The following is a 24,897-nucleotide window of genomic DNA, read 5'->3' as shown; positions in this document are numbered from 1 at the left end:
TTGCGTGAAGGCAATTGAGACCCGCGTCAGTTAGCCCAGGTACCACCCGGGCGGCGTCCACGTTACGGGAACACTGTGTGCGGAGAAGTCCTCGCAACGGGTGCAGGTGTAAGCCACTTCCCCAAGAGAGGCGACGGACCCGTCACGCCGGTAGGTCGGCGGGATGTAGGACTCAAGGTAGATAAATTCATCGGTGCGGCATTTGTCGCAGGTAGGCTTGCCCACGTAACCGGAATCGGTGGTTGCTATCCCGGCGCCTAGGGTGGTTTGGCGGGTTGAAGGCCGTGAGGTGGTGTGCGGACGTGCATGGGCCGCGTTGAAGTGGGTGTTCCTGGCTGTCGTCATTGGCTGCCTGTCCCGGGCGCAAGAGCCCTGTTGTTCAGGGGCGCGCTCGAATTAGTAAACGGCCGGCTGCTTGACCATGGGGAAACAAGCATAGGTTATGTAACATTCCCGCATCAATGGGGAACGGGTTGTCTTCCTTTTCTTTATGATCCAGACTTATTCGTTTCCGGTCGTGAAATTCCGGAAAGTGATCCCGCCTGCCGCACATGCACCGGTAACGCTCTTTTCTTACGTCTGCCGCTTGATAGTACGGCCCACGATGGACTGCGTCAGCGCGTCAATCACTTCGGTGTTGGCCAGGGGATTGCGGATCAGCGTGAAGTCGACATCGCCCACCGGCGGCAGGTCGAAGCGGCGGGTGATGATCTTCAGGTCATCGGGCACCAGCGAGGACGGCATTACCGCCACGCCGATGCCCGCCCTTACGGCGGCCAGGACACCGCTGATTTGGCGTGTGGTGCAGGTAATCCGCCATGTCCTGCCATGGGCCTCGAGTGCGTCAATGGCCAGCTTCCTGCTGAGGCTGGGGGAGGGGTACGCAATGAGCGGCACCGGGCTCCCCGGTTCAAGGGTGGTTTGCTCGAGGCCCACCCAGGAGAAGGAATCATGCTGCACCACGGTGCCGTCCTTGGCCCCTGCCACCCACTTCACGAACACCAGGTCCAGCTGGCCGGCGTTGAGTTTGCGGTAAAGCTGGTCGCTTTGGCCCACCGTTAGTTCGAGGTTGATTTGGGGATAGATCTGCCGGAACTCGCGGAGGATCCGGGGCAGGCCGGTGATGGCCAGGTCGTCCGCGGTGCCGAAGCGCAGCCGGCCGCGCATCGCTGACCCGGAAAAGTAGCGGGCGGCGGCGTCATGGGCGGACAGGATGGTGCGGGCAAAGCCGGCCATAGCATCGCCGTTGTCCGTGAGCCGGACGTCCCGGGTGTCCCTGGTGATGAGCACCCGCTTGGCCGCGGCCTCCAGTTTCCGGATGTGCTGGCTGATGGTGGGCTGGGCCAGCCCCAGCCGCTCCGCAGCCTTGGTGAAGCTCAGTGTTTCGGCCACGGCAAGGAAGGAACGGAGCTGGGCTGGTTCAAACACGGAGACTCCTGCGGCTTTCAATGCTGGGGCTTCATTGCATATTGCAATACGAGTTATAGGGACAATACGTCCCCATAATCGGCAAGGCCCAGCCTAGCGTTAAGGGCATCCCGGACCGCCCGCAAATTTGAGGACACTCCTGTGGCACCCCCACCGCCGTCGTCGGCAACCGTCACCCAGCCCGTCATCGACTCCGCGACTTCTGCGCCACAGAACGAAAACCAGACCCAGCCGCTGCCACTCGTCTCTGAGCGGCTCCCTTGGCGGCACACGTTCATCTCCCTGAAGGTGCCCAACTTCCGCATCTTCGCCATCGGGCACTTCATCGCCGTCATAGCCATCTGGATGCAGCGCATCGCACAGGACTGGCTGGTGCTGGAGCTCTCGGGTTCAGTGACGGCAGTGGGAATCACCGTAGCGCTGCAGTTCCTGCCCTCCCTGCTCCTGGGCCCGTGGGGCGGCGTGATGGCCGACCGGTTCGCCAAGCGCAAAATCCTGATCCTGTGCCAGGCCATGGCAGCCGTCCTGGCCGCAGCGCTCGCGGCCCTCGCCCTCACCGGAACCATCGAGGTCTGGCATGTTTATGTGATCGCCTTGGTCCTGGGGCTGGTCACCGTCCTCGACCAGCCCGCGCGGCAGGTGTTCGTCAATGAGCTGGTGGGCCCGACATACCTGCGCAACGCCATCAGCGTGAACTCCACAACGTTCCAGCTGGGCGGCCTGATCGGCCCTGCCCTGGCAGGGTGGCTCCTGACCGCCGTGGGTGCAGGATGGGCGTTTGCGGGCAACGCGTTCGCCTGCTGCTCCACGGTGGTGATGCTCCTGGTCCTTCGCAAGGACCAGCTGTTTGTCAGCGCACCCGCGCCCAAGAGCAAGGGGATGCTGCGGGAGGGCCTCCGGTACGCGCTGAGCAAGCCCACCATTTACTGGCCGTGGCTGATGGCCGGGTTCATTGCGGTCTTCGCCATGGGCCTTCCCGTGGTGCTCGCAGCGTTCGCGGACCACGTCTTCAAGGTGGGCGCCGGCGGCTACGGCCTGCTCAACGCCCTGGTGGCGCTAGGTGCCCTGTCCGGCGCCGTGGCGTCCACGCGGCGCCGGCAGCTCCGGCTCCGCTCCGTGGTGTTCTGTGCAGGCATGTATGGCGCCATGCTCTGCCTCGCCACGCTGGCGCCCTCGCTGGAGCTGTTCGGCGCCATGATGGTCCTGTCCGGTTTCTGGTGCCTGATGTTCCTGACCGGTTCCAACCAGCTGGTGCAGATCAGTTCGAACATGGGCATCAGGGGACGGGTGATGAGCCTTTACATCATGGTGCTGATCGGCGGGCAGGCCCTGGGCGGTCCCATGCTGGGCTGGATCGCCGAACACGCAGACCCGCACGTGGCACTGCTGGTCTCCGGCGGGGTGCCTGCGCTCGCAGCCCTGACGGTCGCCGTCGTGCTGGCCCGCAAAGGTTCGCTTCGGCTGCAGGTGGATTTGAAGGACCGACGACGTCCCTTGCGGATCGTTTCCCGGGCGGCTGCCTGAAAAGGCCACCGGCGCCTGGAGCAATAATTGGAGCGGCTGACGGGAATCGAACCCGCGTATCAAGCTTGGGAAGCTAGCGCTCTACCATTGAGCTACAGCCGCGCTGCCGCCGCTCGCGCGGGGCAGAACTTAGCTTAGCGCAGATGCGGCGCAGCACCCGCCAACCTGAAGCGCGGGACGCCGTGTCCCGGTCCAGGGACGTCATCCAGTAACTCTTCAATAACGTCAGCGGCCCTGGCTAGGTGGGGACGCGGAGCGCTGGCTAACGTGATCGGGATAGCTGTGACGTCAGGGGGAGGTCGGCTATCGAGCCAGGCCGACGTCAAAACAGGAAGATCTTCATGGCATCAGCAGAGCACGAGGTCCTCATCCGCCGCGACGCTATGACTGTTTACCTCTACTTGCTGGACGCCACCAAGCTGCCCACCTGGCGGGAGGCAGTCCGCAGCGTAAAGTTGCTGCAGGGCCCGTCCGCGACCAAGGGAGCCCTCTACCGGAAGATGGTGGCCGGCAGGTCCGGGCTGAGCATTCCGGCCGATCTGGAAATCACCGCTGCCCGGCCGGGAGCGGAAATCCAATTCCGGGTCACATCCGGACCTGCAAACCGAACCGGCGGCTACTACCTCAGTACGGAGGGCTCCGGGACCCGGGTGAGGTTTGCGCTTACGTCCGAGCCCGAGGGCATCTTTGGCCTGCTGGACAAGGTTGGCCTGTTCAACAAGATGGCCCAGCGGCGGGTCCGCGCGGAAGTAGCGCAGCTGGAACACCTCAAGGAAGTCCTGGAGCTGCAGCCGGCAGTCCAGTAGGCAGGAATAGTTCGGCTGCGGCTGCAGCAGCAGCCGCAGCCGCCAGGCGTCCCCTACTGGGCCAGCCGCTGGCCGGACCAGGGACCGGCGATGTTCGACGGCGACGCCAGGCTTCCGGCGCTGAGGTCCCAGTACTGCACAACGTCGGAGGCCCGCCGGAGCGCGACGCCGGTGGAGTTCAAGCCGGTTACGTCCCGCAGGGCCTTGATGCCTGTCACGTCCTGCCAGCCAGTAGCCACGGTTGCCCTGGCCTCTGCCCGCAGTGCCGTGGTTCCCCAGCCGCGGTAGAGCTGTACGCTGCCATCGGTGCGGATGCCCAGGATGTCCTGGAATCCGTCAGCGTCGTAATCCACCATGGCCAGCCGGGCGGCGCTGATGCCGCCGGCCACGGTGACCCGCGCTGCGAGGTCACCCGTGCCCTTGTTGGGGTACAGGTGGAGGTTCCCGGCGGTGTCCAGGGCGAGGATTTGAGGCATCCGGTTGTTGGCGCACCAGCCGCCCACCGCCAGGGTCAGGGACTGCCAGCCGCCGGCGCCGAGGGTTACGGGTGCCTGGAACCCGCCGGTGGCGATGCCCCGGTGGAGCGTGAGGTTCCCGTTGGTCCACTGGGTAAGCAGGTCATGCGCGCCATCACGGTCCCAATCGGTGACGAACACCTCCTTGGCCCCGGAAAATCCGGAACCAATCACCCTGGCCGTTCCATAGGACCGCGCTCCCAGGGAGGCCTGGCCGAGGAGCTGGCCGGCCGAATCCACGGAAACGAGGTCTGCTGGTCCCTTGATGGCGGCTGCGGAGAGGTCGAGCGTGGGTGGCATGTGCCGCCCGGGGGCATCGCACATGCTGGGCGCGGGCGGGGGTAGTGCGGCTCCTCCGCCGCCGCCAACCGGACCGCCGGGGGACTCGAGAGTACCTGCGGGAAGGGTGGTGTAGCCGAAAAAGTTCACCACGCCCCAGATCCTGTACGTGCTGTTCGTGTAGGAGATGCCGGCGCCCATGACGTTGAACCGGGGGTCCAGCAGCATGGCATTGTGCCCGGGGGAGCCCTTCCACCATTCCACAAGCTGGGCGGCGTCACGGTCAGTGCGGATGGCGATGACTTCACCGGCCCCGTTGTTCGGGTTGAGGGCGCGCGGGTCGGTCCAGAAGCTGGCGCGGTGTTCGATGACCTCGCGCGAGGCGATGCTGTCCGACCACTCCTGCGCCAGGCCCGCCACTGTGGGGTGGTATTTCACCGGGTTGAGCCGGTTGGCCGCACGGTATTCGTTAATCCTGTTAAAGACCGTGAGCACTGCGGCTGAGTTGTCGTCCTGCACCAGGGCTTCGGGGGCGGGAGCAGCCATGGTGGATTCGGGGGCCGGCAGCCGCGGAGCTGTCTTGCCGAGTTCCTCGTCCGGTGCCCACAGCGGTGGTATTGACGGAGGTTCCGGCGTGGTGGGAGCCTCGGTCGTCGCGGCCAGGGGAGCCGGCACCGAAGGCTGGGGCTGGACTGCGGGCGCCGCTTCGGTGGTGGTCCCGGCTGCGGTGGCCGGGTCAACGGTGGAGGTTGGAGAGGCCGCGCGGATTTCCGGTTCCACGGCCGGGGTAAGCGCGGAGCCTGCAGATCCGTCTCCAGTGGAGGAACGGGAGCCGGCCACGGCAGACTCCAGGAGAACGCTGTGCGGGCCGGATGAGGCCGCCTGCACGCTGCCCGTCACACCGGCCGGCGGAATGCCGCCTGACGAGGAAACCAGCACCAAGGCGCAGAGCGCGCCAATAAAAGAGGGCGCTACAAATCTATTCACAACATCCCCAGCTCTGTTGGGCCATCCGGGAGACCATCCGGCGCCTGAGTATCTGAAGCAACACTAGCCCCAGCAGGGCACAGCAACAACGCAAGAATGTGGGTGTGGATAACGCATACGGTAATTTGGGACGGTGCTGATCTCTGACCGCGACATTCGTGCCGAAATCGACTCCCAGCGGATCGTCCTGGAGCCCTACCATCCTGCGATGGTGCAGCCGTCGTCCGTGGATGTGCGGATCGACAAGTTCTTCCGCCTGTTCGACAACCACAAATACGCACACATCGACCCAGCCCTGGAGCAGCCCGAGCTGACCCGGCTGGTGGAAGTGGAAGAGAACGAAGCCTTCATCCTGCACCCGGGGGAATTCGTCCTGGGCTCCACCTACGAGACCGTGACGCTGCCGGACGACGTCGCGGCGCGCCTTGAGGGCAAGTCTTCACTGGGCCGGCTGGGTCTCCTCACGCACTCCACCGCAGGCTTCATCGACCCCGGCTTCTCGGGCCACGTCACCCTGGAGCTGTCCAATATGGCCACACTTCCCATCAAGCTGTGGCCTGGCATGAAAATCGGCCAGCTCTGCTTCTTCCGGCTCACGTCCTCCGCGGAGTACCCCTACGGGATGGGGGACTACGGCAACCGCTACCAGGGCCAGCGCGGTCCTACTGCGAGCCGGAGCCACCTGAACTTCCACCGCACCAGCATCTAGCCGGCAGGCAGCTACGCCTTCGCGGGAACGCCGGTGCTGCCGGTCGCGGCGACGATGGGTTCCACGTAGCGGGCAGCCAGCGGCCCCATCACGGCCATGATCAGCACGTAGGCCGTGGCCAGGGCTGCCAGTTCCCCCGGCGCTGCTCCGGAGGTCACGGCCAGGCCCGCGATGACGATCGAGAATTCGCCGCGGGCGATGAGCGCCGCTCCAGCCCTGAACCGGCCGCGCTGCGCGATGCCCGCACGTTTGGCTGCCCAGATTCCCGTGACCATCTTGGTGGCGGCCGTGACCACTGCCAGCAGCAGTGCCCAGCCGAGTACCGGCGGGATGGACGACGGGTCCGTGTTGAGTCCAAACGCCACGAAAAAGATTGCCGCGAAAAGGTCCCGCAGTGGCGCCAGGATACGGGTGGCGCTGTCTGCTGTTGCCCCGGAAATAGCGATACCCAGCATAAAGGCGCCCACCGCAGCTGAGACCTGCATCGCCGACGCCAGGCCGGCCACCAGCAGCGCCGCGCCCATGACGTTGAGCAGGAACACCTCGGAGTTTTCGCTGTGGACGGCCTTGGAGACGCGGTCTCCGTGCCGCAGTGCCACCATCAGCACCAGGCTCACCACCGCCAACGCGATCCCGACCGTGGTGAGGCCGCCCAGGAAGCTGACGCCGGCGAGGATGGCGGTGAGGATGGGCAGGTAGACGGCCATCGCCAGATCCTCGAACACGAGGATGGAGAGCACCACGGGAGTCTCGCGGTTGCCCAGCCGGCCCAGGTCCGTGATGACCTTCGCCGCGATCCCCGAGGACGAGATGTAGGTGACACCGCCCATCACCATGGCGCCCACGCCGCCCCAGCCCAGGAGCAGGGCAAGCAGCGCGCCGGGCAGGAAGTTCAGGACCAGGTCCAGGACGCCGGCCTGCCAGGACCGGCGCAGGCCCGTAAAGAGCTCGGCGGCCGTATATTCCAGACCGAGCATAAGCAGCAGCAGGATGACACCGATCTCTCCTGAAAGGTGTGCGAATTCATGCATACCTTCCAGCTTGATGATGCCTCCGGCGCCGAAGGCGAGCCCGCCCAAAAGGTAGAGCGGGATGGGCGACATTCCGATCCGTCCGGCCAGCCTCGCCAACAGGCCGAGGCAGAACACAACGGCCCCCAGTTCAATGAGGGTCAGGGCCAGCGGGTCCATAGGGCTTATCCGTGGCGCAGGATTTCGGCCGCTGTGTCGAGGCCTTCCTGGGTTCCGACAGCGATCAGGAGGTCTCCGGTGTGAAGCACGACGTCGGGTCCCGGCGAGGGAAGAACCTCGCCTTCACGCATGATGGCGACGATGGAGACGCCACAGCGGGTGCGGATGCAGGCCTTGCCCATGGGCTGGTTATGGAACGGGGAGTCCGGAGCGATGGAGAACTGCCGGGTGACGATCCCGGGGACGTCCTTGTGCTCCTCGGTCAGCTTCATGGCCAGGTGCTGTCCGCCCAGCAGGTTGCCCAAGGTGGCAGCTTCGTCGCTGGTCAGCGGAATGGACGCCTGGCAGGTATCGGGGTCGTCCCAGGTGGAAACGATGAGTTCCGTCTGGCCTTCCCGCAGCTCCACAACGCCGATCCGGCGGCCTGATGCTGTCATGAAGTCCTTCCGCCGCCCCAGGCCCGGAAGGTTGGTCTCATCCACGTTCATGGTCCAAGCCTAGTCTTCCCACAGCGTGCGTGGTGGCCGGGCGGGCCCATGGAGGCAAGCTGGAGAAGCGGGGGCTCCCGCAGGGTTTTCTACGTTGCCGGAACCACCGCGATGGGCGCCTTGCCGGGCGACTTTACCGGCAGCAGCACCAGGAGCCCCGCCAGCAGGACCACCATGATGCCAAGGATGCCCCAGCGCTGCGCTTCGCCCGGAGTCACCAGCGGCGTGGCCACCGTGATGCAGAGGGTGAACAGGGCTGGAGCCAGGAAACTGACCGCCCGGCCGGTAGTGGCGTACAGGCCGAAGAGTTCCCCCGATTCGCCGTGCGGCGCCAGGCGTGCGAGGTAGGCGCGCGACGACGACTGGGCAGGACCCACAAACAGGCAGAGGAAGAGGCCGAACACCCAGAACGTGGTGCTGCCGTCCCACTCCATGCCGAAGAAGACGTAATCGCCGTTGCCGAGGACCAGGATCACGGTGCCGGCCACCAGGAGGCCCACCAAAGAGCCGATGATCACCGCCTTCGGTCCCACCCGGTCATCCAGGAACCCGCCGATGACTGCCCCGACGGCGGCCACCACGTTCCCGAAGATGGCGAAGAAGATGACCTGGGACAGTTCGAAGCCGAAGGTGCCCGCGGCGATGATCCCGCCGAAAGTGAAGACCGCCGCCAGGCCGTCCCGAAAGACGGCACTGGCCAGCAGGAAGTAGATGGTGTGCGGGCTGGTGGCGTAGATGGCCTTGATCCTGCGGACCAGGAGCCGGTAGCTCGCCAGGAATCCCAGCCGCGCGGACCGGTCCGCCCTGGGCAGTTCCGGGACGGCGAACAGCACGGGCAGGGCAAAGATGAAAAACCACAGAGCCGAGAAGACCGCGACCAGGCGGATGTTCAGGCTGTCCTCGGTGGACGCGCCAAACCAGTCAAAGGCGGGCTGGACGAACAGTTGCAGGACGATCAGCAGCGCAACGATGCCGCCCAGGTACCCGGCCCCCCAGCCGAACCCGCTGACCTTGCCGATGTTCCGCGGCGTTGAAACCTGGGCGAGCATGGCGTTGTAGTTGACGCCGGCGAACTCGAAAAAGACATTGCCCAGGGCGATCAGCGTGACGCCGAGGAGCAGGAATTCAGGACGCGGGAAGACAAAAAAGCACAGTGCCGTGAGGACTGCGACGGCGGCCGTGTTGACACCCAGCCACAGCTTGCGGCGTCCTCCCGCGTCCGAGCGCTGGCCGGTGACCGGGGCAAGCACGGCGATGGCGACGCCGGCTGCGGCCAGTGCGCCGCCCAAGACAGCAGACGCCTGGTCTTCCCCGCCGAAGGCGTTGGACGTCAGGTAGACGGTGAATACAAAAGTGGTCATCACGGCATTGAAGGCGGCTGATCCCCAGTCCCAGGAAGCCCAGGCCAGAATCCTTCCGCGGCCCGAGGCATGTGGTCCGGATTCAAGTTCCGAGGCCGGCTGGATAGCCCCCGCGGCGCTGGCGCTGTTCATACGTTGCATCGTATCCGCCTCTGGCGAACAGTCCGGGGACCCCGGCCCCGCGGGAGCGCGGAAAACAGGGAGTGCACCCCTGGACCCCCGGGCGGCCCGATTACAGGGACTTGATAAACTGTCCTCTCCCGAACCTGACTTTGTTGCCGCCTGCTTTAACTTTTGACAATCGAATTCCTGACGTTGCGGAGAACCCAGTGATTACAGTCCTTGCCGTGCACTTTTCGGTGGCTGTCCTGGCGCCGTTCCTCTTCAGGGCCTGGGGCCGCAACGCGTTCTATCCCCTGGCGGTTGTCCCGGCAGCATCCTTCGTATGGCTCCTGTTCCAGCACGACACCGTGTATTCGGGGGCCGGAGCTGTGTCGGAGGTGGTTCCCTGGATCCCCGGCCTTCGCCTGGAGTTCGCGTTCCGCATGGATGCGCTGTCCTGGGTGATGTCACTGCTGGTGCTGGGCGTCGGAACCCTGGTGCTTTTCTACTGCGGGCGGTACTTCAAACGGAAAGACCAGGACCTCGGCGCGTTCGGTGCCCAGTTGCTGGCCTTCGCCGGTGCAATGTTCGGCCTGGTGGTGGCCGATGACCTGCTGCTGCTGTTCATCTTCTGGGAACTGACCACCATCCTGTCCTACCTCCTGATCGGCTTTGCCCGGACCAGGCTGGCAGCCCGCCGGTCGGCACTGCAGGCGCTCATTGTCACCACGGCCGGCGGCCTAGCCATGCTGGTCGGCCTGATCATGCTCGGCCACGCTGCCGGCACCTACCGCATCTCAACCATCCTCGACCAGGCTCCCGGCCTGGTGGGCGGAACGTCGGGCGCCATGGTGGGTGCCGCCGTCGTCCTTATCCTGGTGGGCGCCATCACCAAGTCTGCCCTGGTGCCCTTCCACTTCTGGCTTCCCGGGGCCATGGCCGCACCCACCCCTGTCAGCGCCTACCTGCACGCCGCCGCGATGGTGAAGGCCGGCATCTACCTGGTGGCCCGCCTCGCTCCCGGGTTCTCCGAGACCGCATACTGGCAGCCGGTGGTACTCGGCCTGGGCCTGGCCACCATGCTGGTGGGCGGCTACCGGGCGCTGCGGCAGACCGACATCAAGCTCATCCTGGCCTACGGGACGGTGAGCCAGCTTGGCTTCCTCACGATGGTGGTGGGACTTGGCACGCCGGACGCCGCCCTGGCCGGACTCGCGATGCTCCTGGCCCACGGCCTGTTCAAGGCCACCCTGTTCCTGGTGGTGGGCATCATCGACCACCAGTCCGGCACGCGCGACGTCCGGAAGCTGTCCGGCGTCTTCAGCTCGTCCCGCGCCTTGGGCATCGTGGCCGGCATCGGCGCCGCGTCCATGGCAGGCGTGCCGCTGCTGGGCGGGTTCGTAGCCAAGGAGTCCGTTCTCGAGGCCTTTGTGCACCACGCGGAAGATTCTGCGGCAGGGCCGTGGGGAATGGTGGTCCTGGCCGGGATCGTGCTGGGCTCCGTCCTGACGTTTGCCTACAGCGCACGCTTCATGTGGGGTGCATTTGCGCTCAAACCGGGTGTGGAGCGCACGCCGTTCAAGGCCATCCGGCCGTCCTTCCTTGCCGCACCAGCCATCCTGAGCCTCCTAACTGTGGTTTACGGGCTATGGCCCGTCCCAGCGGACGCCTGGATCCAGCCGTATGCGGCGCTGTTCGCTTCCACCGTGCCCGACGCCGGGTCCCCGGCTGAGCAGGCAGGGCACCTCGCGCTGTGGCACGGTTTCACCCCGGCGCTTGGCCTCACCGCCCTCACCTTCGCCCTTGGCCTTGCCATGCACTTCGGCCGCAACGCCGTCTCGAACTTGCAGTCAAAAGTGCCGGACTGGGTGGACGCCGACCGCGCCTACCAGCTGACCATCGGCGCCCTGGACGACATTGCCGTCTGGATCACCGGCCGCACCCAGCGCGGCTCCCTGTACTTCTACCTGGCCGTCATCCTGAGCGTGGCGTTCGTGCTGCCCCTGGCCGTCATCCTGGTGAACGACAAACCGTTGCCGGAGGGCGTATACCTCGTGGACCCGGGCTCGCCGCTGCAGCTCGTGGTGGGCGCGGGCATCATCATCGGAGCGCTGGCGGCGGTCAAGGCCAACAAGCGCTTCCTGGCCGTCCTGATGGTGTCTGTCACCGGCTACGGCATCGCCCTGATGTTCGCGCTGCAGGGGGCACCGGACCTCGCCCTCACCCAGATGCTGGTGGAAACCATCATCCTGGTGGCCTTCGTCCTGGCAATGCGCAGCCTGCCTGCCGAACTCCGCGACCGGACCGGCGGGAAGTACCGGGTGGTCCGCGTCATCATCGGCCTGGGCTTCGGCGCCACCATGGTCTTTGCCGCCATCTTCGCCATGGGCGCGCGCACCGCCACCCCGGTCTCGCTGCAGTTCCCGCAGCTGGCCTACGAGGGCGGCGGGGGACTGAACGTGGTCAACGTGACGCTCGTGGATATCCGCGCCTGGGACACCTTCGGCGAAATCAGTGTCCTGGCGCTCGCGGCCACCGGTGTGGCCAGCCTGATCTTTGTCCGAGGCCGCGGTGACCGGATCCAGGCATCCGCCTCAGTAGCTGAAGGTTCTGTGGGCCGGCACCACGGCGTTGACCCCGGCTCCCGGGACGGCGCTGCGCTTGCCATCAGCCGCCGGTTCGCCACTGCAACCCGGGACGCCTGGCTGGTTGCCGGCCGGACGCTGGCCCCGGAGCGCCGTTCCATCATCTTCGAAGTGGTCACCCGCCTGGTCTTCCACTCGCTGGTGATCTTCTCCCTGTACCTGCTGCTGGCCGGCCACAACCTGCCGGGCGGAGGGTTTGCCGGAGGGCTGACGGCCGGCCTTGCCCTGGCCATCCGGTACCTGGCCGGCGGGCGGTTCGAACTGAGCGAGGCCACCCCCATCAGCGCCGGCACCCTGCTGGGCATCGGCCTGGCCGTGGCCGCCGCCTCCGGCGTCGTTCCGCTGCTGCTGGGCGGCCAGGTGTTCCAGTCGGCCATCATCCAGTTCTGGCTGCCGGTGTTCGGGGACATCAAATTCGTCACCTCCACCATCTTCGATATCGGCGTGTACATCGTGGTGGTCGGCCTGGTGCTGGATGTGCTGCGCAGCCTCGGCGCCGAGATCGACGAGCACTTCGAGGAGCGTGCGGTCGCCCCGGCGGATGACCAGGAGCCGGACGGCCTCACCGCCGAAACCAGTGTGAAGGGCAAAGCATGAGCGTCAACCTGACACTGCTGATTGTCATGGGTGCCCTCTACGCCTGCGGGATCTACCTGATCCTGGAACGGAGCCTCACCCGGGTGCTGCTGGGCCTGATGCTCCTGGCCAACGCCACCAACCTGTTGATCCTCGCTACCGGCGGCTACGCAGGCCTGGCGCCGCTGTACTCGAAGGACATCGCGGCAGAGGACTACAACGACCCCCTGCCGCAGGCACTGATCCTGACGTCAATCGTCATTTCCTTCGCGGTCACGGCTTTTATGCTCGGCATTATCTACCGCACCTGGGTGCTGGCCCGGCGCGACGAGATCCAGGACGACGTGGAAGACCTCCGTGTCGCCGAAACCCCCAGCTTCGACGCCGAGGACGATGCCGAGATCCCGGCGGAAACATCCGAGTTCCCGCTTGCGACCATAACTGCCGGCGGACGCGAAATGCCTGCCGGGCATGCTTCTGCCGAAGAGAAACCCGGCTCGGACAACGTACCCCCAAGTTTGGAAGGAGGCGGAAAGTGAACATCGCCAGCTTTGCCCCGCTCGCCGTCGTACTTCCCATCCTGGGCGCCGCCCTGACCTTCCTGCTGATCCGGCACTCCCGGGCCCAGCGGGCGGTCAGCATAGGCCTGCTATCCGTCACCCTGCTGCTCGAATGCCTCCTGCTGGCGCACGTATGGGACGGCGGGACAGCGGCGGTGACCATCGGCGGGTGGCTTCCGCCGTGGGGCATCGTGATGGTGGTGGACCAGTTCTCCTCGCTCATGCTGGTGGTGTCCTCGGCGGTGAGCCTGGCCGTGCTGGTGTACGCCACCGGGCAGGGCATGGCCGACGGCGACCACGACGCACCCGTGTCCATCTTCCACCCCACCTACCTGATCCTGGTGGCCGGGGTGTCCAACGCGTTCCTCTCCGGCGACCTCTTCAACCTCTACGTGGGCTTCGAGATCCTGCTGACCGCAAGCTACGTGCTGATGACCCTGGGCGGCACGGGCCCGCGCATCCGCGCCGGCGTCACCTACGTGGTGGTCTCCGTGGTGTCCTCGGTGTTGTTCCTGATCTCCATCGCCATGGTGTACGGCGCCACCGGAACCGTGACCATGGCGGACCTTGCCCTCAAGCTGGGCGAACTGGACCCGGGCACGCGGACCCTCCTGCACGTGATGCTGCTGGTGGCGTTCGGCATCAAGGCGGCCGTTTTCCCGCTGTCCTTCTGGCTTCCCGACTCCTATCCCACCGCCCCCGCACCGGTCACCGCGGTGTTCGCCGGCCTGCTGACCAAGGTGGGCGTCTACGCCATAGTCCGCACCGAGACCCTGCTGTTCCCCGGGGATTCGCTGAACACACCCCTGATGATCGCGGCGCTGCTCACTATGGTGGTTGGAATCCTCGGCGCCCTGGCGCAAAGCGACATCAAGCGTTTGCTCTCGTTCACCCTGGTTAGCCACATCGGCTACATGGTGTTCGGGCTGGCGATGTCCTCCGTTGTGGGCCTTAGTGCAGCGGTCTTCTACGTGGCCCACCACATCATCATCCAGACCAGCCTCTTCCTGGTCACCGGCCTGATTGAACGCCGCGGCGGCAGTTCCTCCGTGGACCGCCTGGGCGGCCTGGCCAAACTGTCGCCGCTGCTGGCGCTGCTGTTCTTCATCCCGGGCATGAACCTGGCCGGGATCCCGCCTTTCTCCGGCTTCCTCGGCAAGGTGGGGTTGATGCAGGCAGGCATTGAGCTGGGCACGCCGCTTGCCTATGCGCTGGTGATCGGAGGAGTGGTTACCAGCCTGTTGACCCTTCTGGCGGTGGCCAGGGTGTGGAATCGCGCGTTCTGGCGCCGGCCCTCGGACGCCGAGCACCCGGACCCGGTGCTGCTGGCGGTGCGTGGGGAAGACGAAGGCGCCCGCCGCGGCGGCCTGCTCACCTCAACCCGCACCCGTGCCGCCACCCTGATGCCGCGCACCATGGTCGGGTCCACCCTGGGCCTGGTGGTCCTGGGCGTTGCGCTGACGGTCTTCGCCGGCCCCCTGTTCGGGCTCTCCGACCGGGCAGCGGACGACATGCTGGACAGGACGCCCTACATCCACGCCGTCATGGGCGAGGACACGGTGGTGCCGCCGGTCCTGCCCGCTGCCGTCACCGCCCCTGGAGGAGGACGATGAGCCGCCAAAGGATTTCGCTGCGGCAGGAACTGCCGCTCCTCGTATGGCTGGTGATCGTCTGGGGTGCCCTGTGGCAGGACTTCAGCCCCGGGAACCTGTTGTTCGGCGCCCTGCTGGCCATCGCCGTCGCCCGCATGTTCTACCTGCCGCCCGTGGAGCTGAGCGGCCGGTTCAACATCCTTTACGCCATCCCGTTCGCCCTGGTGTTTTTGGCCAAGGTGGTCGCCGCCAGCGCCCAGATCCTGTACCTGGCCGTCGCCAGGGGACCCAAGGTGACAAACGCCGTCGTCGCGGTTCAGCTGCGGAGCCACCAGGACCTGCTGGTGACCGCCACCGGGCACGTGATCTCCCTGATCCCGGGGTCCCTGGTGGTGGAGGTGGACCGGTCAACGTCCACCCTGTACCTCCACGCATTCAACATCAGCACGCCCGGGGAGGTAGAGAACCTGCGCAACGAGGTTCGGTCCATCGAAGCCGGGCTGATCCGGATCATGGGTACCCGGGAAGAACTCGAAGCCGTGCGGATGGAGGCCGCATGATGCAGGCTGTCCTGGCCGTTACAGCCGTCATCTTTTCCCTCGCCGCCGGCGGGGCCATCATCCGGATCGCCCGCGGCCCGTCCCTGCTTGACCGCGTGCTTGCCTCGGACGTGCTGCTCGCGATCCTGGGCGGGGCGCTGTGTATCGACATGGCGGTGAACCGGCACCTCAACAACCTCATGCTGGTGGTGGCCATCTCCGTGATCGGCTTCATCGGTTCGGTGACGGTGGCCCGGTTCGTGGCCGACCGGAGGGAGCAGCCCAATGAGCCCTGACAGCTGGAGCTTTGACCTGACAACCGGGGACGGCTGGATCAACCTGGTCTCGGCCGTCTTTATGGTGCTCGGCGCGTTGATGTCGCTGGGCGCCGCGATTGGCCTGCTGCGCTTCCCGGACCTGCTTAGCCGGATGCACGCTGCCACCAAGCCGCAGGTGCTGGGACTGTTCCTGCTGCTGTCCTCCATCGGCCTGCAGATGCGGACCTGGTGGGTGTGGCCGGTGCTGCTGGTGGCCTGGATTTTCCAGCTCCTCACCGCGCCTGTGTCCGCGCACATGGTGGGCCGGGCCGGCTACCGCACCAAGCACCTGCACCGTGAGCTGCTGAGCACCGACGAACTGGACGCCGTGGTGCAAAAAGCCGCCGCCAAGGCGGCCCGGAAGGACGGCTTCGGCGACCCCTCCCCGCACTAGCAGGGGAGGGGGTTAGACGATGTCCTTGGTCTTGGCGAACCGGGTGATGGCCCGCTGCGTGCCGCGGTTGGCCAGTACCTGGATGACGGCGCTTACCGAGGCGGACACCAGCGCGAACGTCAGTGCGGTCCGCAGCGTGGTGGGGACGTCGTCCTTGTCGTGCTTGGGCGGTTTCTTGCCGGTGGTCTTCTCCCAGATCACGTCCACGGCCTTGGTTCCCGCGAATCCGGCCAGCAGGCTGATGCCCGTGCCCAGCAGCTTGATGAAGAAGTTCATTGCGTGCCTCCTAGCGTGATGAATGCAGGTCCTTCCCTAGCCTAGCGTCAGGGTGCCGGGACCAGGCCTTCCCACGCAACGGTCCAGTCCGCAGGGAACCCCGGGGCGTGCCGCTCCGGGCCGCCGTCCCAGCCCGCAGCCATCAAGGCCACGGCGGACAGCAGGCCGCCGTTTCCCGGCAGGTACAGCGGCAGGGAGTCGGTCTGCCGGTTGTGCCCGTTGAGCAACGCCACGTTCTTGGCCACACCCAGCAGGAGCGCGTTCACCGCGGTCTCCGGATCCTCCAGCCGGGCCGCGGTCATGGCCATCACCGGATAGTCCCAGCCCCACGTGCTGTCCCAGTCCCAGTCCGCAAGGACGCCGGCCAGCGTGGCGCGCATGATCTCCGGATCGATGATGTCCGTCTGTGGGACCACGCCCAGGGCGCACAGCATGGAGGGGTGGTCGGCGCGGATGGTGAAGGGTTCGACGTCGATCGCAGCGTAGATGCCGTCCCGCACCAAAGGCCGGACCATGCCGTCGGCCACGGCCCGCCACTCCTCCCGCGGCGGCAGCCCCAGCCGCTTCCGCCAGGTGCCGGCCACGCGCAGCGCCCACTGCCAGTAGGCGAGCTCGAATGTGGGGTTGCTGGCCGTGCCGCGGATGGACTCGTAGCTCTCCTGGGCAGGCACCAGCGGCGGGCCCAGTTCGAAGCCGTGTGCGGTGGGGAAGGCAAAGCTGGCCATGAATTCCGCAGTCTCGAAGACAATCTCCGCGAACTCCTCCAGCAGTTCCCGCGACGGTTCAGTCCGGTAGGCCAGTTCCGCCAGGTGGATGGGATGCGGCTGCTGCCAGATGAGGAACGTGCCTATGGGGCTTGGGCTCTCGCGCCCGTCCGGTCCCACCTGCTTGGGCCAGCGGACGCCGTCGAACCCCTGGGCCTTCGCGGTCTGCCGCGCGGATTCCAGGACGGACGCGTACCAGCGCAGGGCCGGCAGCAGGAGCTGGGGCCGGTTCCAGGCGGCGAAATGGGCCGCATGCCACCAGTGCATTTCAAGGTGGAAGCGCCCGCGCCAGGAGTTGCAGACCAAACCTGTCTCCTGCGGCGGCAGCGACCCGGAGCAGTTGATGGCGGTGAGGTATTGGGACAGGACCGTTCGGCGTTCCAGCTCCGCCGCGCGCGGGTCATCAGGCGCGGAAAGTTCGACGGCGCCTCCCGACTTCCAAAAGTACGGCCAGGACGCGCGGGAGGCTTCGACGACGGCGCTTCCCGACGTCGTGCCGGCGTCCGGGACGGTGCCGGTGCAGGCTCCTCCGATGCCGCCGGTGCCGCGCGGCAGGCAGTCACCCTTGCCGGTGCTGACGAAGTACACACTGAGGTCCAGGACGTCCTGCCCGTCCGCCGGCCGGACGGTGATCCCGTGCGGACTGGCCTGCTCCAGCTCCAGGCCGCTGCCCGTGACAACGACCTGGTATCCGCTGGCGTCAAGGTCCCGGTGGATCACCCACTTCCGGTTGCTGCCGGATGCCCGCACTTCTTCAAGCCGGGTGCTGTGGGCAGCGGGGCGGGTCCAGTCGGCACCGTTGTGCCAGGCTTCAGAGCCGTACGGGAAGGACAGCGAGACGGCCAGGCCGTGCTGCAGGGCGGCGGACTCGATCCGGAACCCCAGCTCGTCCCGGTCCGGGTGGCAGGCCGTTGTGACGCGGACTGCCCGGCCCAACAGGGTAAAGCTGCTGGTGGCGGTTCCGGTCCAAAGGTCCAGGACCTGGTTCGGATCCTCGATGTCCTCCGGTGCGAGGCCCGGGTTGTCCCGTTCCGGCAGGGTGAAGGCGATCCTGCCGAGGTCCAGCCGGTGCGGGTTGGCGCGCAGCCATATTTCACCCTTGGCGGTGCCGGTTTCCCGGTCGTCCACAATGCCGCCCACCATGTCCACGTAGGGCACAGGGCCGCGGGGTGAATCGTAGAGGACGGTGGAATCGGATAAGGGGTAGTCCTGCTCCGGCGGAATGGAGTGCCAGCCCCACTGCGACTGCGTTCCCAGCAGGGTCCCGGGCGGCAGTTCATCCCGGGCGGCGACGGGATATTCAGCGGGGAGGGACTGCAGGCCCGTGAGGTCGAAGGTGAAGCAGAATTCGCCGTTGCCCAACGACACGGGGCTCCGGGGGTCGAGGATGCCATGTTCCACGTTGTGGCGGCGTACCAGGGCTTCGCGGTCGATCTTTGTCTGCTGGCTGTGCACCGGCGCACGCCCTCCTCAGGTCAGGACAGTGAGAAAACGCATTCTGACTATCCTTGTAGTGGTGCGAAGGCGTGTCAACCAGTGCAGCGCGGACCATGAAGGCCGCGGGGTTAGAAGGAAGATCAGGAGGCGGGTGGTTCGGTCCGGAACTTGATCATCTTGTGCGTCCCGTCGCAGTACGGCTTGATGGCTGATGCGCCGCACCGGCACAAGGCCACGGTCTTCCGTTCACGCGGCACGGGATCGCCCGACGGTGTGACGATCTCGAAGTCGCCCCGCACGATCAGCGGCCCGTCGGGGCAGACCACAATGGAGCTCTCGGGCTGGTCCTGGTTCATGGCTGCTCCTTCATAGCTGCTGTTGATGTGCCGTCCTGTTGCGCAGCCGCCTCCTCCTGCCGGAAACGCCGCAGCTTGCCCTGGTGCCGGCGTCGGAGCTCCGTATCCGGGTTGGCCGCCGTTTTCAGCCGGGAACCCGCGTAAGGCACTCCTCCCGCCAGCCGGAACCCGAGGGCGCCCCAAATGCAGAGGGCGCGTTCGGCCGTCCACAGCGGTGCGAACCACACGGCGCGGACCGGAAAGACTGCGGTCCCGCCATGACGGCGGCGTCCGGCCTCCGCCGCGGCAGTCGCGGCGAGTGCCAGGCCAAGGAGGACCCGGCCGCGTGCCCTGGCCGGGAGGAAGGAGGACCCGACGGCGGCGGGCAGCAACGCGAGCTCCGCGGCGAGGCGGCGGGGTTGGGCGAAGTCGTCGTAGGCCTGCCGGACGCGTTGCTTAAGAAAGTGACGGGCCTCTGGCGGCCGGCGGGCAACAAACAGGTCCGGCACCACACGTTCCCGTCCGCCGGCGGCTTTGACGGTCCGGATCAGCTCGAGGTTTTCGAACAGGACCGGTTCATAGCCGTCTGTCGCCAGCAGGGCGCTCCGGCGCACCCCCAGGGTGCCGGGAAAATCCGCGGACCAGGCCCGGTTGATCAGCGTGCGGGACGTGTCCCACGCGGCATGCCAGGGCAGCGGGTCGAAGTAGTTCTGCGGGCGTACCACGTCCGCCGTGCCCAGGTGGCCCACGACGGCGGCGAGGGACCCGCGCGTGTAGCGGACGTCGTCGTCGGCGATCACCAGCAGTTCCGCCCGGGCGGCGCGGACGCCCGTCAAGACCCCGGCGACCTTTCCGTTGCCGGGCTGCCCGGCGGTGCCGGCGGGATCGGCCGGCCGGAGGTGGCGGATCTGCGGCGGGAACTCCTCCCGGTGGCGCGCAAACAGCTCCGGGGCGGACCCGTCAACCACGGTCACAGGGATCCATGCGGAGAGGCGTTGCAGGTAGGCCGCCAGTTCAGGCAGCCCGGCGTCATCCGTCCACCGCAGCGGCAGGATGTACTCCGCCTGCAGCAGGCCCGGCTCCTTAGCCGAGGCGCCCAGCGTGCCGGATGCCTCAATGACCGGCGACGTCATGCGGCGGCAGGCACTGCAGACCTGAGCGAGGACCGGCCGTTCTCCCACGAATCAAGCAGGTGGGCGGAAAGCCGGGCGTCGATGGCCATCACGGCGGTGGCACCGAACAGGACGTCATCGAGCAGCGCCGGTTCGGCTTCCACCAGGCCGCCGGCGAGGTCGCGTCCGGCGATCTGTTCGTGGACGGCGTCTGCTTCCACATGCTCATCGAAGTAGTGGGTGACCGCGGCGTCAAAGCCGTGCCTGCGGAAGCCGTTACCGTAGAAGCGGTTCGGCTGGGAGGACGTCATTTCGTAAATGGCCAGGTGGCCGGTGATGGCCCCGCGGAGCCGCCGGTTCAGCCCGCACAGGGACATCAGGTTCACGGAGGCAAGGGATACGGCAGGGACGGCGTTGACGTAGGCACCGTACTGGTCGTCCAGGCCCAGTCCCCGCATGGTCTGCGCGAAGAGGGCGCTGTGCATCCGGTCCGGGCGGCCGCCGCCGTATTCGTCAGCCTGGATTTCCACCAGTGCGGCTTTTGCGCGTCCGGCAAGCCGCGGGATGGCCCAGGTGTGGGGGTCCGCTTCCTTCAGCTGGTAGACGGACTTGTGGATCAGGAACTCCTTGAGCTGTTCCAGGCTGGCCTTTTTGGCCACATACCGCGAGACGCTGGGGCCGGTGTCCCTTCCGGCCAGGCCGAATAGTACGTCAGCCACCGCGTCGCTGGTGAGTCCATCCGCGGGCAGGTCCACGTCGCCCACGGCCTCTTTCGCGGCTGTCCGCAAGGCGGCCTCGAACGGCTTCTCGAGCAACTGCCGGGCCTGGATCAGCCCGGGCTCCCATTCCCACTCGTCCTGGACGCCGTCGAGCCCGGAGTAGTGGAGCTCGTAGAGGCAGAACAGGGCCAGCTGGGCGTCGTCGTCGCCAATGATGTCATGGATCCCGGACAGCCGGGTGGTGACCAACCGGTGCAGCCGGGCAAGGGAGTCGCCGGCATTGCCGGGTTCGCCCGCCAGGAGCTCGAACAGGGCGCTGCTGATGGGCCCTCGGGGTTCCGGGATGTGCATGGTGTGCTCCTTGTTCTCAGGCGGGATGCGGTGCGGTGCCGTCTGCGCTGGCGGCAGTGGAAAGAATTGGACAAACCGGGTCAGTGCCTCCGGCCGCCGGCAGCGGTGGTGCGTGGGGACAGGAGGATGGCCAGTGCGATCATGGCCAGGCCGAGGACAAGGTGCAGCAGGTTGTCCGCGTAGTTCTCGGGGATGAAATTGGCCGGGGTTTCGTCCCCAATCAGCAGGCCGTAAAGCCACAGGACCAGGTAAATGACGCCGCCGTAGATGAGGAAGTTCCGTGCCAGCCGGTGGGTCCGTGCCATCACAACGCCGGCCGCTCCGAAAAGCAGGTGCACCACGTTGTGCAGCACGGACACCTGGAAGACGCCCAGCAGCAGGGCTTTGGAACCGGGACCGGCGGCAGCCAGGGCATCCAGATTGCTCGTGGCTCCGGGAACAAACCCGAGGATGCCCGCAAGCAGGAACACGGCACCCGAGGCCAGGGCGGACCACTGCAGGGCAGTGCGGACGCCCGGTGGGCGGGTGCTGACGGCCATGTCCTAAACTCCTCGTACGCTCTGGAACAACATGGTAAGCATGGTTACTAATAAAAGCTAAGCAGCCGTTGTTCCGGTACGGGGCGCCGGGGGCGCCGCCGCTTGCGTAACACAATACCCGCTATTGCCTGCCGCTCCAGGTGTACGGGTTGGGATGCTGTCCACCCAGGCGGCCCTGCTCATAACCCTGCTGCCAGGCCTTTCCGACGGCGGAGACCAGTTCGGCGAGCAGGGGATAGTAGGGGTGGTCCGGGCCGATGAAGATCATCTCGTCCTCGGCCTTGTCCAGCGCCGCCCGGACGGCGTTCTCGGCCAGCCCGCCGCTCATGGCGCACCGTCAGCACCTGTTGTGCGCAGCACCTCGCGCATCGCCTCCGCCACCAGGTTGTGGTCCTGCACCTGCGGCAGCCCGGAAACGGTCACAGTGGCCACGGCTCCCACCCCCGTGACGTAGACGGGGAAGGACCCGCCGTGCGCGGCGTAGCGGGACTGGTCAAACCATGCATTGTCCTCGATCCGCCCGCCGCGCAGCCGGCCGCGCAGCCCCACGAGCAGGGAGGGCACCTCATACCGGGCGGCTGTCCGTTGCTTGGCACGGATCCAGTGTTCGTTGTCCGGGGTGGCCCCGGGAAGGGCCACATGGAACAGCACCTGTGCGCCCTTGGTGATGTCTATGGCGATGGGCAGCGCGCGCTCCTTCCCCAGTTCCACCAGGAGCAGTCCAAGGTTCAGTGCATCGTCGAGGGAGAAGCCGGGGAACTGCAGTTCCCGGATTTCGCCCTCAATGCGGCCAATGAGGGCTTCCAGGGACCCCTCCGGCTGAACGGCATCGGAGTCCGGATCGAAGTCAGTCACATGCGGCGGATTGGCGGTCATGGCCCACAATCTACCCCTCCCCAGGTGTAAACTGGACCACGCCCGGAAGGGCAATCAATGCATTACCTACCAAGCATCACTTAACGACAGGGGAGCGCCGCCGTCGGGACTGGCCGGGCCAGGTACCGCAGGTGGGCGCTGAGAGTGCGGACAGCCGCAGACCCTCGAACCTGATCCGGTTAGTACCGGCGCAAGGGAGTCGAGTTCTCGAAGTGTTTGGCAGCGGCAAGAGTGCCGTTGCCGCGCTTTCCCCTCCTGTTTCCCAGGAGGATTTTTTATGAGCACTGCAGCAACCAAGAAGACCACCAGCAAGTCCTGGCGCGTCGTGGACATCGTGGTGGCGGCCCTGATCGCCGTCGCCGGCGGGGTTATTTTCTGGGCCTGGTCGCATGGCGCGGCCGCCGTGTCCGGGCCGATGAACGCCGTCTACCCGCCGCTGACCGGCCTGATCGCCGGCGGCTGGATGATCCCGGCGGTGCTGGGCATGCTGATCATCCGCAAGCCCGGCGCGGCGCTGTTCTGCGAGACGGTGGCGGCCACCGGCGAGCTGCTGATGGGCTCGCAGTACGGCGCGTCCGTGCTGTTCTCCGGCTTCGTCCAGGGCCTGGGCGCCGAGATCATCTTCGCCATCTTCGTGTACAGGAAGTTCAACCTGCCGGTGTCGCTGCTGGCCGGCGCCGCCGCGGGCCTGTTCTGCGGCCTGAACGACTCCTTCGCGCCGTGGGGCTGGAACATCGCCTACGCAGCCGGTGACAAGCTTGTTTACATCATCTTCACCGCGATCTCCGGAGCCATCATCGCCGGCGCCCTGTCCTGGGTAGCCACCCGCGGGCTGGCACGGACTGGTGTCCTGAGCTCCTTCGCTTCCCGCAAGGCAGCGACAGAGCCCGTCTTCTCCTGATGCCTGCTCCTACCCGCGCCGCGGGCACGGGCGTGCGGCCGGCGGCAGTCACGGCGCGCGGCTGGGGCTGGCGCCACGCCGGCCGGGCCAAGCCCGCGATCCATGGCCTGGACCTGGACATCAGGCCGGGGGAGCGCGTGCTCCTGCTTGGCCCGTCCGGTGCCGGCAAGTCCACGCTGCTGCATGCCCTGGCGGGGGTGCTTGGTGACGTGAACGACGACGGCGAAGCAGGCGACTCCGACGAGTCCGGTTCACTGCTGGTCGACGGCGGGTCCCCACGTGAGCAGCGGGGCCGTGCCGGGCTGATGCAGCAGGACCCTGAGACGCAGGTGGTCCTGTCCCGGCTGGGGGACGACGTCGCCTTCGGTGCCGAAAACCTCGCCGTGCCCAGGGACGCTATCTGGACCCGCGTGCACGAGTCGCTTGCCGACGTCGGGCTTTCCCACCTGCCGCTGGACCATCCGACGTCGGCCCTGTCAGGCGGCCAGAAGCAGCGCCTCGCGCTCGCGGGGATCCTGGCGATGCGGCCGGGGCTGATCCTGCTGGATGAGCCCACCGCCAACCTTGACCCCGCAGGCGTGCTGGAAATCCGGGATGCCGTGGCGCGGTGCCTGGACAAGACCGGGGCCACGCTGGTGGTGGTGGAGCACCGGGTGGCCGTGTGGAAGGACCTGGTGGACAGGATCGTGGTCCTGCAGCCCGGATCCGCCGCCGATCCCGCCGTCCTTTTGGACGGTCCGCCGGACAAGGTGCTCACCGAGGCCCGCGCCATGCTGGTAAGGGCAGGCGTGTGGGTGCCGGGCCATGTGCCGGCCACCCGACCCCGTGCGGCCGAACAGGCTGCCGGGACAGGGAACCTGCTGCTCGCGGCCGAGAAACTTGCCGTGTCCCGCAGCCGTCCGCGCCGCAGCGGCTTCCGGAAGATTCCGCCCGTCCCGGTGCAGGAGGACATCACTGCCCAGGTCCGGGCGGGGCAGGCGCTTGCCATCACCGGGCCCAACGGCGCCGGGAAGTCCACTTTTGCACTGACCATCGCGGGGCTGCTCCAGCCCGTTGCAGGGAAGGTGTCCGCCACCACCGTCCTGAGCCGTGGCGCCGGGATCGACCCCTACAAGTGGAAAGCCGAGCAGCTGATCGAACGGGTAGGCACTGTGTTCCAGGAGCCTGAGCACCAGTTCGTTACCGGGAGGGTGCTTGACGAGTTAATGTTCGGGCCGCGCCACCTGGGCCACGGAGGGGAGCGGGTCGACGAACTGCTGGAGCGCCTGCGGCTTACCTCCCTGGTAGACGCCAACCCCTACACGCTCTCCGGCGGGGAGAAGCGGCGCCTTTCGGTGGCCACCGTCCTGGCGGCCAGCCCGCAGGTCCTGGTCCTGGACGAGCCAACGTTCGGCCAGGATGCCAACACATGGGCCGAGCTGGCGTCCTTCCTGTCCGAGCTGCTGGATGCCGGCACCGCCGTGGTGTCCGTGACGCATGACGCGGAATTCAGTGCAGCCCTAGGCGGGGCCGAGCTCAAACTGTCCGCACGCGAGAAGGTGGCTCTGTGAAAAAGCCCGCAGTGAAAACGGTGGC

General features: G+C 66.8%; 25 protein-coding genes, 1 tRNA gene and 1 riboswitch. Of the genes, 11 read left to right on the top strand and 15 right to left on the bottom strand.

Annotation, left to right across the window (positions count from 1 at the left end; translation table 11 throughout):
• Positions 1-30: 30 nt before the first annotated feature.
• A complete protein-coding gene (locus ACLH0K_RS16810) occupies positions 31-345 on the bottom strand; it encodes a hypothetical protein (RefSeq protein WP_411374672.1) in 315 nt (104 codons plus the stop codon).
• A 228-nt stretch (positions 346-573) separates the two neighbouring features.
• Positions 574-1,428 carry a LysR family transcriptional regulator gene (locus tag ACLH0K_RS16805; protein WP_411374671.1) on the bottom strand — a complete coding sequence of 285 codons (855 nt, stop codon included), beginning with the start codon at positions 1,426-1,428 and terminating at the stop codon, positions 574-576.
• 141 nt (positions 1,429-1,569) lie between these two features.
• On the opposite strand from ACLH0K_RS16805, the gene ACLH0K_RS16800 reads away from it, so the two are divergent.
• Positions 1,570-2,952 (top strand): MFS transporter, encoded by a 1,383-nt coding sequence (locus ACLH0K_RS16800; protein ID WP_411374670.1) that lies wholly within the window; start codon positions 1,570-1,572, stop codon positions 2,950-2,952.
• Positions 2,953-2,980: 28 nt separating this feature from the next.
• On the opposite strand, the gene ACLH0K_RS16795 is transcribed toward ACLH0K_RS16800, so the two are convergent.
• Positions 2,981-3,054 (bottom strand) — tRNA-Gly (locus tag ACLH0K_RS16795).
• A 239-nt stretch (positions 3,055-3,293) separates the two neighbouring features.
• On the opposite strand from ACLH0K_RS16795, the gene ACLH0K_RS16790 reads away from it, so the two are divergent.
• Entirely contained in the window at positions 3,294-3,758 is a 465-nt protein-coding gene (locus ACLH0K_RS16790) for an SRPBCC family protein (RefSeq protein WP_411374669.1), read from the top strand.
• A 53-nt stretch (positions 3,759-3,811) separates the two neighbouring features.
• Here ACLH0K_RS16790 and ACLH0K_RS16785 read toward each other — a convergent pair whose 3' ends face one another.
• Entirely contained in the window at positions 3,812-5,539 is a 1,728-nt protein-coding gene (locus tag ACLH0K_RS16785) for a CAP domain-containing protein (RefSeq protein ID WP_411374668.1), read from the bottom strand.
• A gap of 133 nt (positions 5,540-5,672) precedes the next feature.
• Between ACLH0K_RS16785 and dcd the strand changes: the two genes are divergently transcribed.
• A complete protein-coding gene (dcd, locus tag ACLH0K_RS16780) occupies positions 5,673-6,248 on the top strand; it encodes a dCTP deaminase (protein WP_411374667.1) in 576 nt (191 codons plus the stop codon).
• Between the two features lie 11 nt (positions 6,249-6,259).
• Here the strand turns inward: dcd and ACLH0K_RS16775 are convergent, their stop codons facing one another.
• From ACLH0K_RS16775 to ACLH0K_RS16765, 3 genes are all read right to left on the bottom strand, one after another.
• Positions 6,260-7,438 carry a cation:proton antiporter gene (locus ACLH0K_RS16775; protein WP_411374666.1) on the bottom strand — a complete coding sequence of 393 codons (1,179 nt, stop codon included), beginning with the start codon at positions 7,436-7,438 and terminating at the stop codon, positions 6,260-6,262.
• Between the two features lie 5 nt (positions 7,439-7,443).
• Positions 7,444-7,926 carry a cation:proton antiporter regulatory subunit gene (locus ACLH0K_RS16770; RefSeq protein WP_411374665.1) on the bottom strand — a complete coding sequence of 161 codons (483 nt, stop codon included), beginning with the start codon at positions 7,924-7,926 and terminating at the stop codon, positions 7,444-7,446.
• An 89-nt stretch (positions 7,927-8,015) separates the two neighbouring features.
• The gene (locus tag ACLH0K_RS16765) at positions 8,016-9,419 is read right to left on the bottom strand and encodes an MFS transporter (protein ID WP_411374664.1); all 1,404 of its coding nucleotides are present in this window, start codon (positions 9,417-9,419) and stop codon (positions 8,016-8,018) included.
• A 197-nt stretch (positions 9,420-9,616) separates the two neighbouring features.
• Between ACLH0K_RS16765 and ACLH0K_RS16760 the strand changes: the two genes are divergently transcribed.
• From ACLH0K_RS16760 to mnhG, 6 genes are read left to right on the top strand one after another with little or no spacing between them, the layout of a single operon-like run.
• Positions 9,617-12,631: a Na+/H+ antiporter subunit A gene (locus ACLH0K_RS16760; RefSeq protein ID WP_411374663.1), complete on the top strand. Its 3,015-nt coding sequence runs from the start codon at positions 9,617-9,619 to the stop codon at positions 12,629-12,631.
• Positions 12,628-13,149, top strand: a complete 522-nt coding sequence (locus ACLH0K_RS16755; RefSeq protein ID WP_411374662.1) for a Na(+)/H(+) antiporter subunit C — start codon at positions 12,628-12,630, stop codon at positions 13,147-13,149. Before ACLH0K_RS16760 ends, ACLH0K_RS16755 begins: the two co-directional genes overlap by 4 nt.
• Positions 13,146-14,783: a Na+/H+ antiporter subunit D gene (locus ACLH0K_RS16750; RefSeq protein ID WP_411374661.1), complete on the top strand. Its 1,638-nt coding sequence runs from the start codon at positions 13,146-13,148 to the stop codon at positions 14,781-14,783. Before ACLH0K_RS16755 ends, ACLH0K_RS16750 begins: the two co-directional genes overlap by 4 nt.
• Positions 14,780-15,322: a Na+/H+ antiporter subunit E gene (locus ACLH0K_RS16745; RefSeq protein ID WP_411374660.1), complete on the top strand. Its 543-nt coding sequence runs from the start codon at positions 14,780-14,782 to the stop codon at positions 15,320-15,322. The genes ACLH0K_RS16750 and ACLH0K_RS16745 overlap by 4 nt, the downstream gene beginning before the upstream one ends.
• A complete protein-coding gene (locus tag ACLH0K_RS16740) occupies positions 15,319-15,597 on the top strand; it encodes a monovalent cation/H+ antiporter complex subunit F (RefSeq protein ID WP_411374659.1) in 279 nt (92 codons plus the stop codon). The genes ACLH0K_RS16745 and ACLH0K_RS16740 overlap by 4 nt, the downstream gene beginning before the upstream one ends.
• Positions 15,587-16,012, top strand: a complete 426-nt coding sequence (gene mnhG / locus ACLH0K_RS16735; RefSeq protein WP_411374658.1) for a monovalent cation/H(+) antiporter subunit G — start codon at positions 15,587-15,589, stop codon at positions 16,010-16,012. Before ACLH0K_RS16740 ends, mnhG begins: the two co-directional genes overlap by 11 nt.
• A gap of 12 nt (positions 16,013-16,024) precedes the next feature.
• On the opposite strand, the gene ACLH0K_RS16730 is transcribed toward mnhG, so the two are convergent.
• The 8 genes from ACLH0K_RS16730 to ACLH0K_RS16695 all read right to left on the bottom strand — a co-directional run bounded on the left by ACLH0K_RS16730 (position 16,025) and on the right by ACLH0K_RS16695 (position 22,421).
• Positions 16,025-16,288 (bottom strand): DUF4235 domain-containing protein, encoded by a 264-nt coding sequence (locus tag ACLH0K_RS16730; protein ID WP_411374657.1) that lies wholly within the window; start codon positions 16,286-16,288, stop codon positions 16,025-16,027.
• 47 nt (positions 16,289-16,335) lie between these two features.
• On the bottom strand, positions 16,336-18,507 hold the full coding sequence (locus tag ACLH0K_RS16725; RefSeq protein WP_411374656.1) for a hypothetical protein: 2,172 nt from the start codon (positions 18,505-18,507) through the stop codon (positions 16,336-16,338).
• A 122-nt stretch (positions 18,508-18,629) separates the two neighbouring features.
• Positions 18,630-18,845: a CDGSH iron-sulfur domain-containing protein gene (locus tag ACLH0K_RS16720; RefSeq protein ID WP_138138008.1), complete on the bottom strand. Its 216-nt coding sequence runs from the start codon at positions 18,843-18,845 to the stop codon at positions 18,630-18,632.
• Entirely contained in the window at positions 18,842-19,957 is a 1,116-nt protein-coding gene (locus ACLH0K_RS16715) for a glycosyltransferase (RefSeq protein ID WP_411374655.1), read from the bottom strand. The genes ACLH0K_RS16720 and ACLH0K_RS16715 overlap by 4 nt, the downstream gene beginning before the upstream one ends.
• The gene (locus ACLH0K_RS16710) at positions 19,954-21,006 is read right to left on the bottom strand and encodes an iron-containing redox enzyme family protein (protein ID WP_411374654.1); all 1,053 of its coding nucleotides are present in this window, start codon (positions 21,004-21,006) and stop codon (positions 19,954-19,956) included. Before ACLH0K_RS16710 ends, ACLH0K_RS16715 begins: the two co-directional genes overlap by 4 nt.
• Positions 21,007-21,086: 80 nt before the next feature.
• Positions 21,087-21,545, bottom strand: coding sequence for a DUF4383 domain-containing protein (locus tag ACLH0K_RS16705; protein ID WP_411374653.1), 459 nt, complete (start codon positions 21,543-21,545; stop codon positions 21,087-21,089).
• A gap of 121 nt (positions 21,546-21,666) precedes the next feature.
• Entirely contained in the window at positions 21,667-21,873 is a 207-nt protein-coding gene (locus ACLH0K_RS16700; RefSeq protein ID WP_411374652.1) for a hypothetical protein, read from the bottom strand.
• A complete protein-coding gene (locus ACLH0K_RS16695) occupies positions 21,870-22,421 on the bottom strand; it encodes a heme-degrading domain-containing protein (RefSeq protein WP_411374651.1) in 552 nt (183 codons plus the stop codon). Before ACLH0K_RS16695 ends, ACLH0K_RS16700 begins: the two co-directional genes overlap by 4 nt.
• Positions 22,422-22,499: 78 nt before the next feature.
• Positions 22,500-22,636: riboswitch (TPP riboswitch) on the top strand.
• 62 nt (positions 22,637-22,698) lie between these two features.
• On the opposite strand from ACLH0K_RS16695, the gene ACLH0K_RS16690 reads away from it, so the two are divergent.
• Together ACLH0K_RS16690 and ACLH0K_RS16685 are read left to right on the top strand one after the other, a co-directional pair.
• Complete coding sequence (locus ACLH0K_RS16690; protein ID WP_411374650.1) at positions 22,699-23,322, top strand: ECF transporter S component; 624 nt, start codon at positions 22,699-22,701, stop codon at positions 23,320-23,322.
• Positions 23,322-24,872, top strand: a complete 1,551-nt coding sequence (locus ACLH0K_RS16685) for an ABC transporter ATP-binding protein (RefSeq protein ID WP_411374649.1) — start codon at positions 23,322-23,324, stop codon at positions 24,870-24,872. The genes ACLH0K_RS16690 and ACLH0K_RS16685 overlap by 1 nt, the downstream gene beginning before the upstream one ends.
• The last annotated feature ends 25 nt before the right edge of the window (positions 24,873-24,897 follow it).

Origin of the sequence: Arthrobacter sp. MPF02, assembly GCF_046605375.1 — a bacterium.
GTDB lineage: Bacteria > Actinomycetota > Actinomycetes > Actinomycetales > Micrococcaceae > Arthrobacter.
The sequence above is the reverse complement of the archived record's forward strand: the minus strand, read 5'-3'. Positions and strand labels throughout refer to the sequence as shown.

Excerpts from the sequence above, each read along its gene's own strand:
- ACLH0K_RS16810 (WP_411374672.1), bottom strand. The coding sequence starts at position 345 with ATGACGACAGCCAGGAACACCCACTTCAACGCGGCCCATGCACGTCCG.
- ACLH0K_RS16790 (WP_411374669.1), top strand. The coding sequence starts at position 3,294 with ATGGCATCAGCAGAGCACGAGGTCCTCATCCGCCGCGACGCTATGACT.
- ACLH0K_RS16775 (WP_411374666.1), bottom strand. The coding sequence starts at position 7,438 with ATGGACCCGCTGGCCCTGACCCTCATTGAACTGGGGGCCGTTGTGTTC.
- ACLH0K_RS16770 (WP_411374665.1), bottom strand. The coding sequence starts at position 7,926 with ATGAACGTGGATGAGACCAACCTTCCGGGCCTGGGGCGGCGGAAGGAC.
- ACLH0K_RS16765 (WP_411374664.1), bottom strand. The coding sequence starts at position 9,419 with ATGAACAGCGCCAGCGCCGCGGGGGCTATCCAGCCGGCCTCGGAACTT.
- ACLH0K_RS16755 (WP_411374662.1), top strand. The coding sequence starts at position 12,628 with ATGAGCGTCAACCTGACACTGCTGATTGTCATGGGTGCCCTCTACGCC.
- ACLH0K_RS16745 (WP_411374660.1), top strand. The coding sequence starts at position 14,780 with ATGAGCCGCCAAAGGATTTCGCTGCGGCAGGAACTGCCGCTCCTCGTA.
- ACLH0K_RS16740 (WP_411374659.1), top strand. The coding sequence starts at position 15,319 with ATGATGCAGGCTGTCCTGGCCGTTACAGCCGTCATCTTTTCCCTCGCC.
- mnhG (WP_411374658.1), top strand. The coding sequence starts at position 15,587 with ATGAGCCCTGACAGCTGGAGCTTTGACCTGACAACCGGGGACGGCTGG.
- ACLH0K_RS16730 (WP_411374657.1), bottom strand. The coding sequence starts at position 16,288 with ATGAACTTCTTCATCAAGCTGCTGGGCACGGGCATCAGCCTGCTGGCC.
- ACLH0K_RS16720 (WP_138138008.1), bottom strand. The coding sequence starts at position 18,845 with ATGAACCAGGACCAGCCCGAGAGCTCCATTGTGGTCTGCCCCGACGGG.
- ACLH0K_RS16715 (WP_411374655.1), bottom strand. The coding sequence starts at position 19,957 with ATGACGTCGCCGGTCATTGAGGCATCCGGCACGCTGGGCGCCTCGGCT.
- ACLH0K_RS16710 (WP_411374654.1), bottom strand. The coding sequence starts at position 21,006 with ATGCACATCCCGGAACCCCGAGGGCCCATCAGCAGCGCCCTGTTCGAG.
- ACLH0K_RS16705 (WP_411374653.1), bottom strand. The coding sequence starts at position 21,545 with ATGGCCGTCAGCACCCGCCCACCGGGCGTCCGCACTGCCCTGCAGTGG.
- ACLH0K_RS16700 (WP_411374652.1), bottom strand. The coding sequence starts at position 21,873 with ATGAGCGGCGGGCTGGCCGAGAACGCCGTCCGGGCGGCGCTGGACAAG.
- ACLH0K_RS16695 (WP_411374651.1), bottom strand. The coding sequence starts at position 22,421 with ATGACCGCCAATCCGCCGCATGTGACTGACTTCGATCCGGACTCCGAT.
- ACLH0K_RS16690 (WP_411374650.1), top strand. The coding sequence starts at position 22,699 with ATGAGCACTGCAGCAACCAAGAAGACCACCAGCAAGTCCTGGCGCGTC.
- ACLH0K_RS16685 (WP_411374649.1), top strand. The coding sequence starts at position 23,322 with ATGCCTGCTCCTACCCGCGCCGCGGGCACGGGCGTGCGGCCGGCGGCA.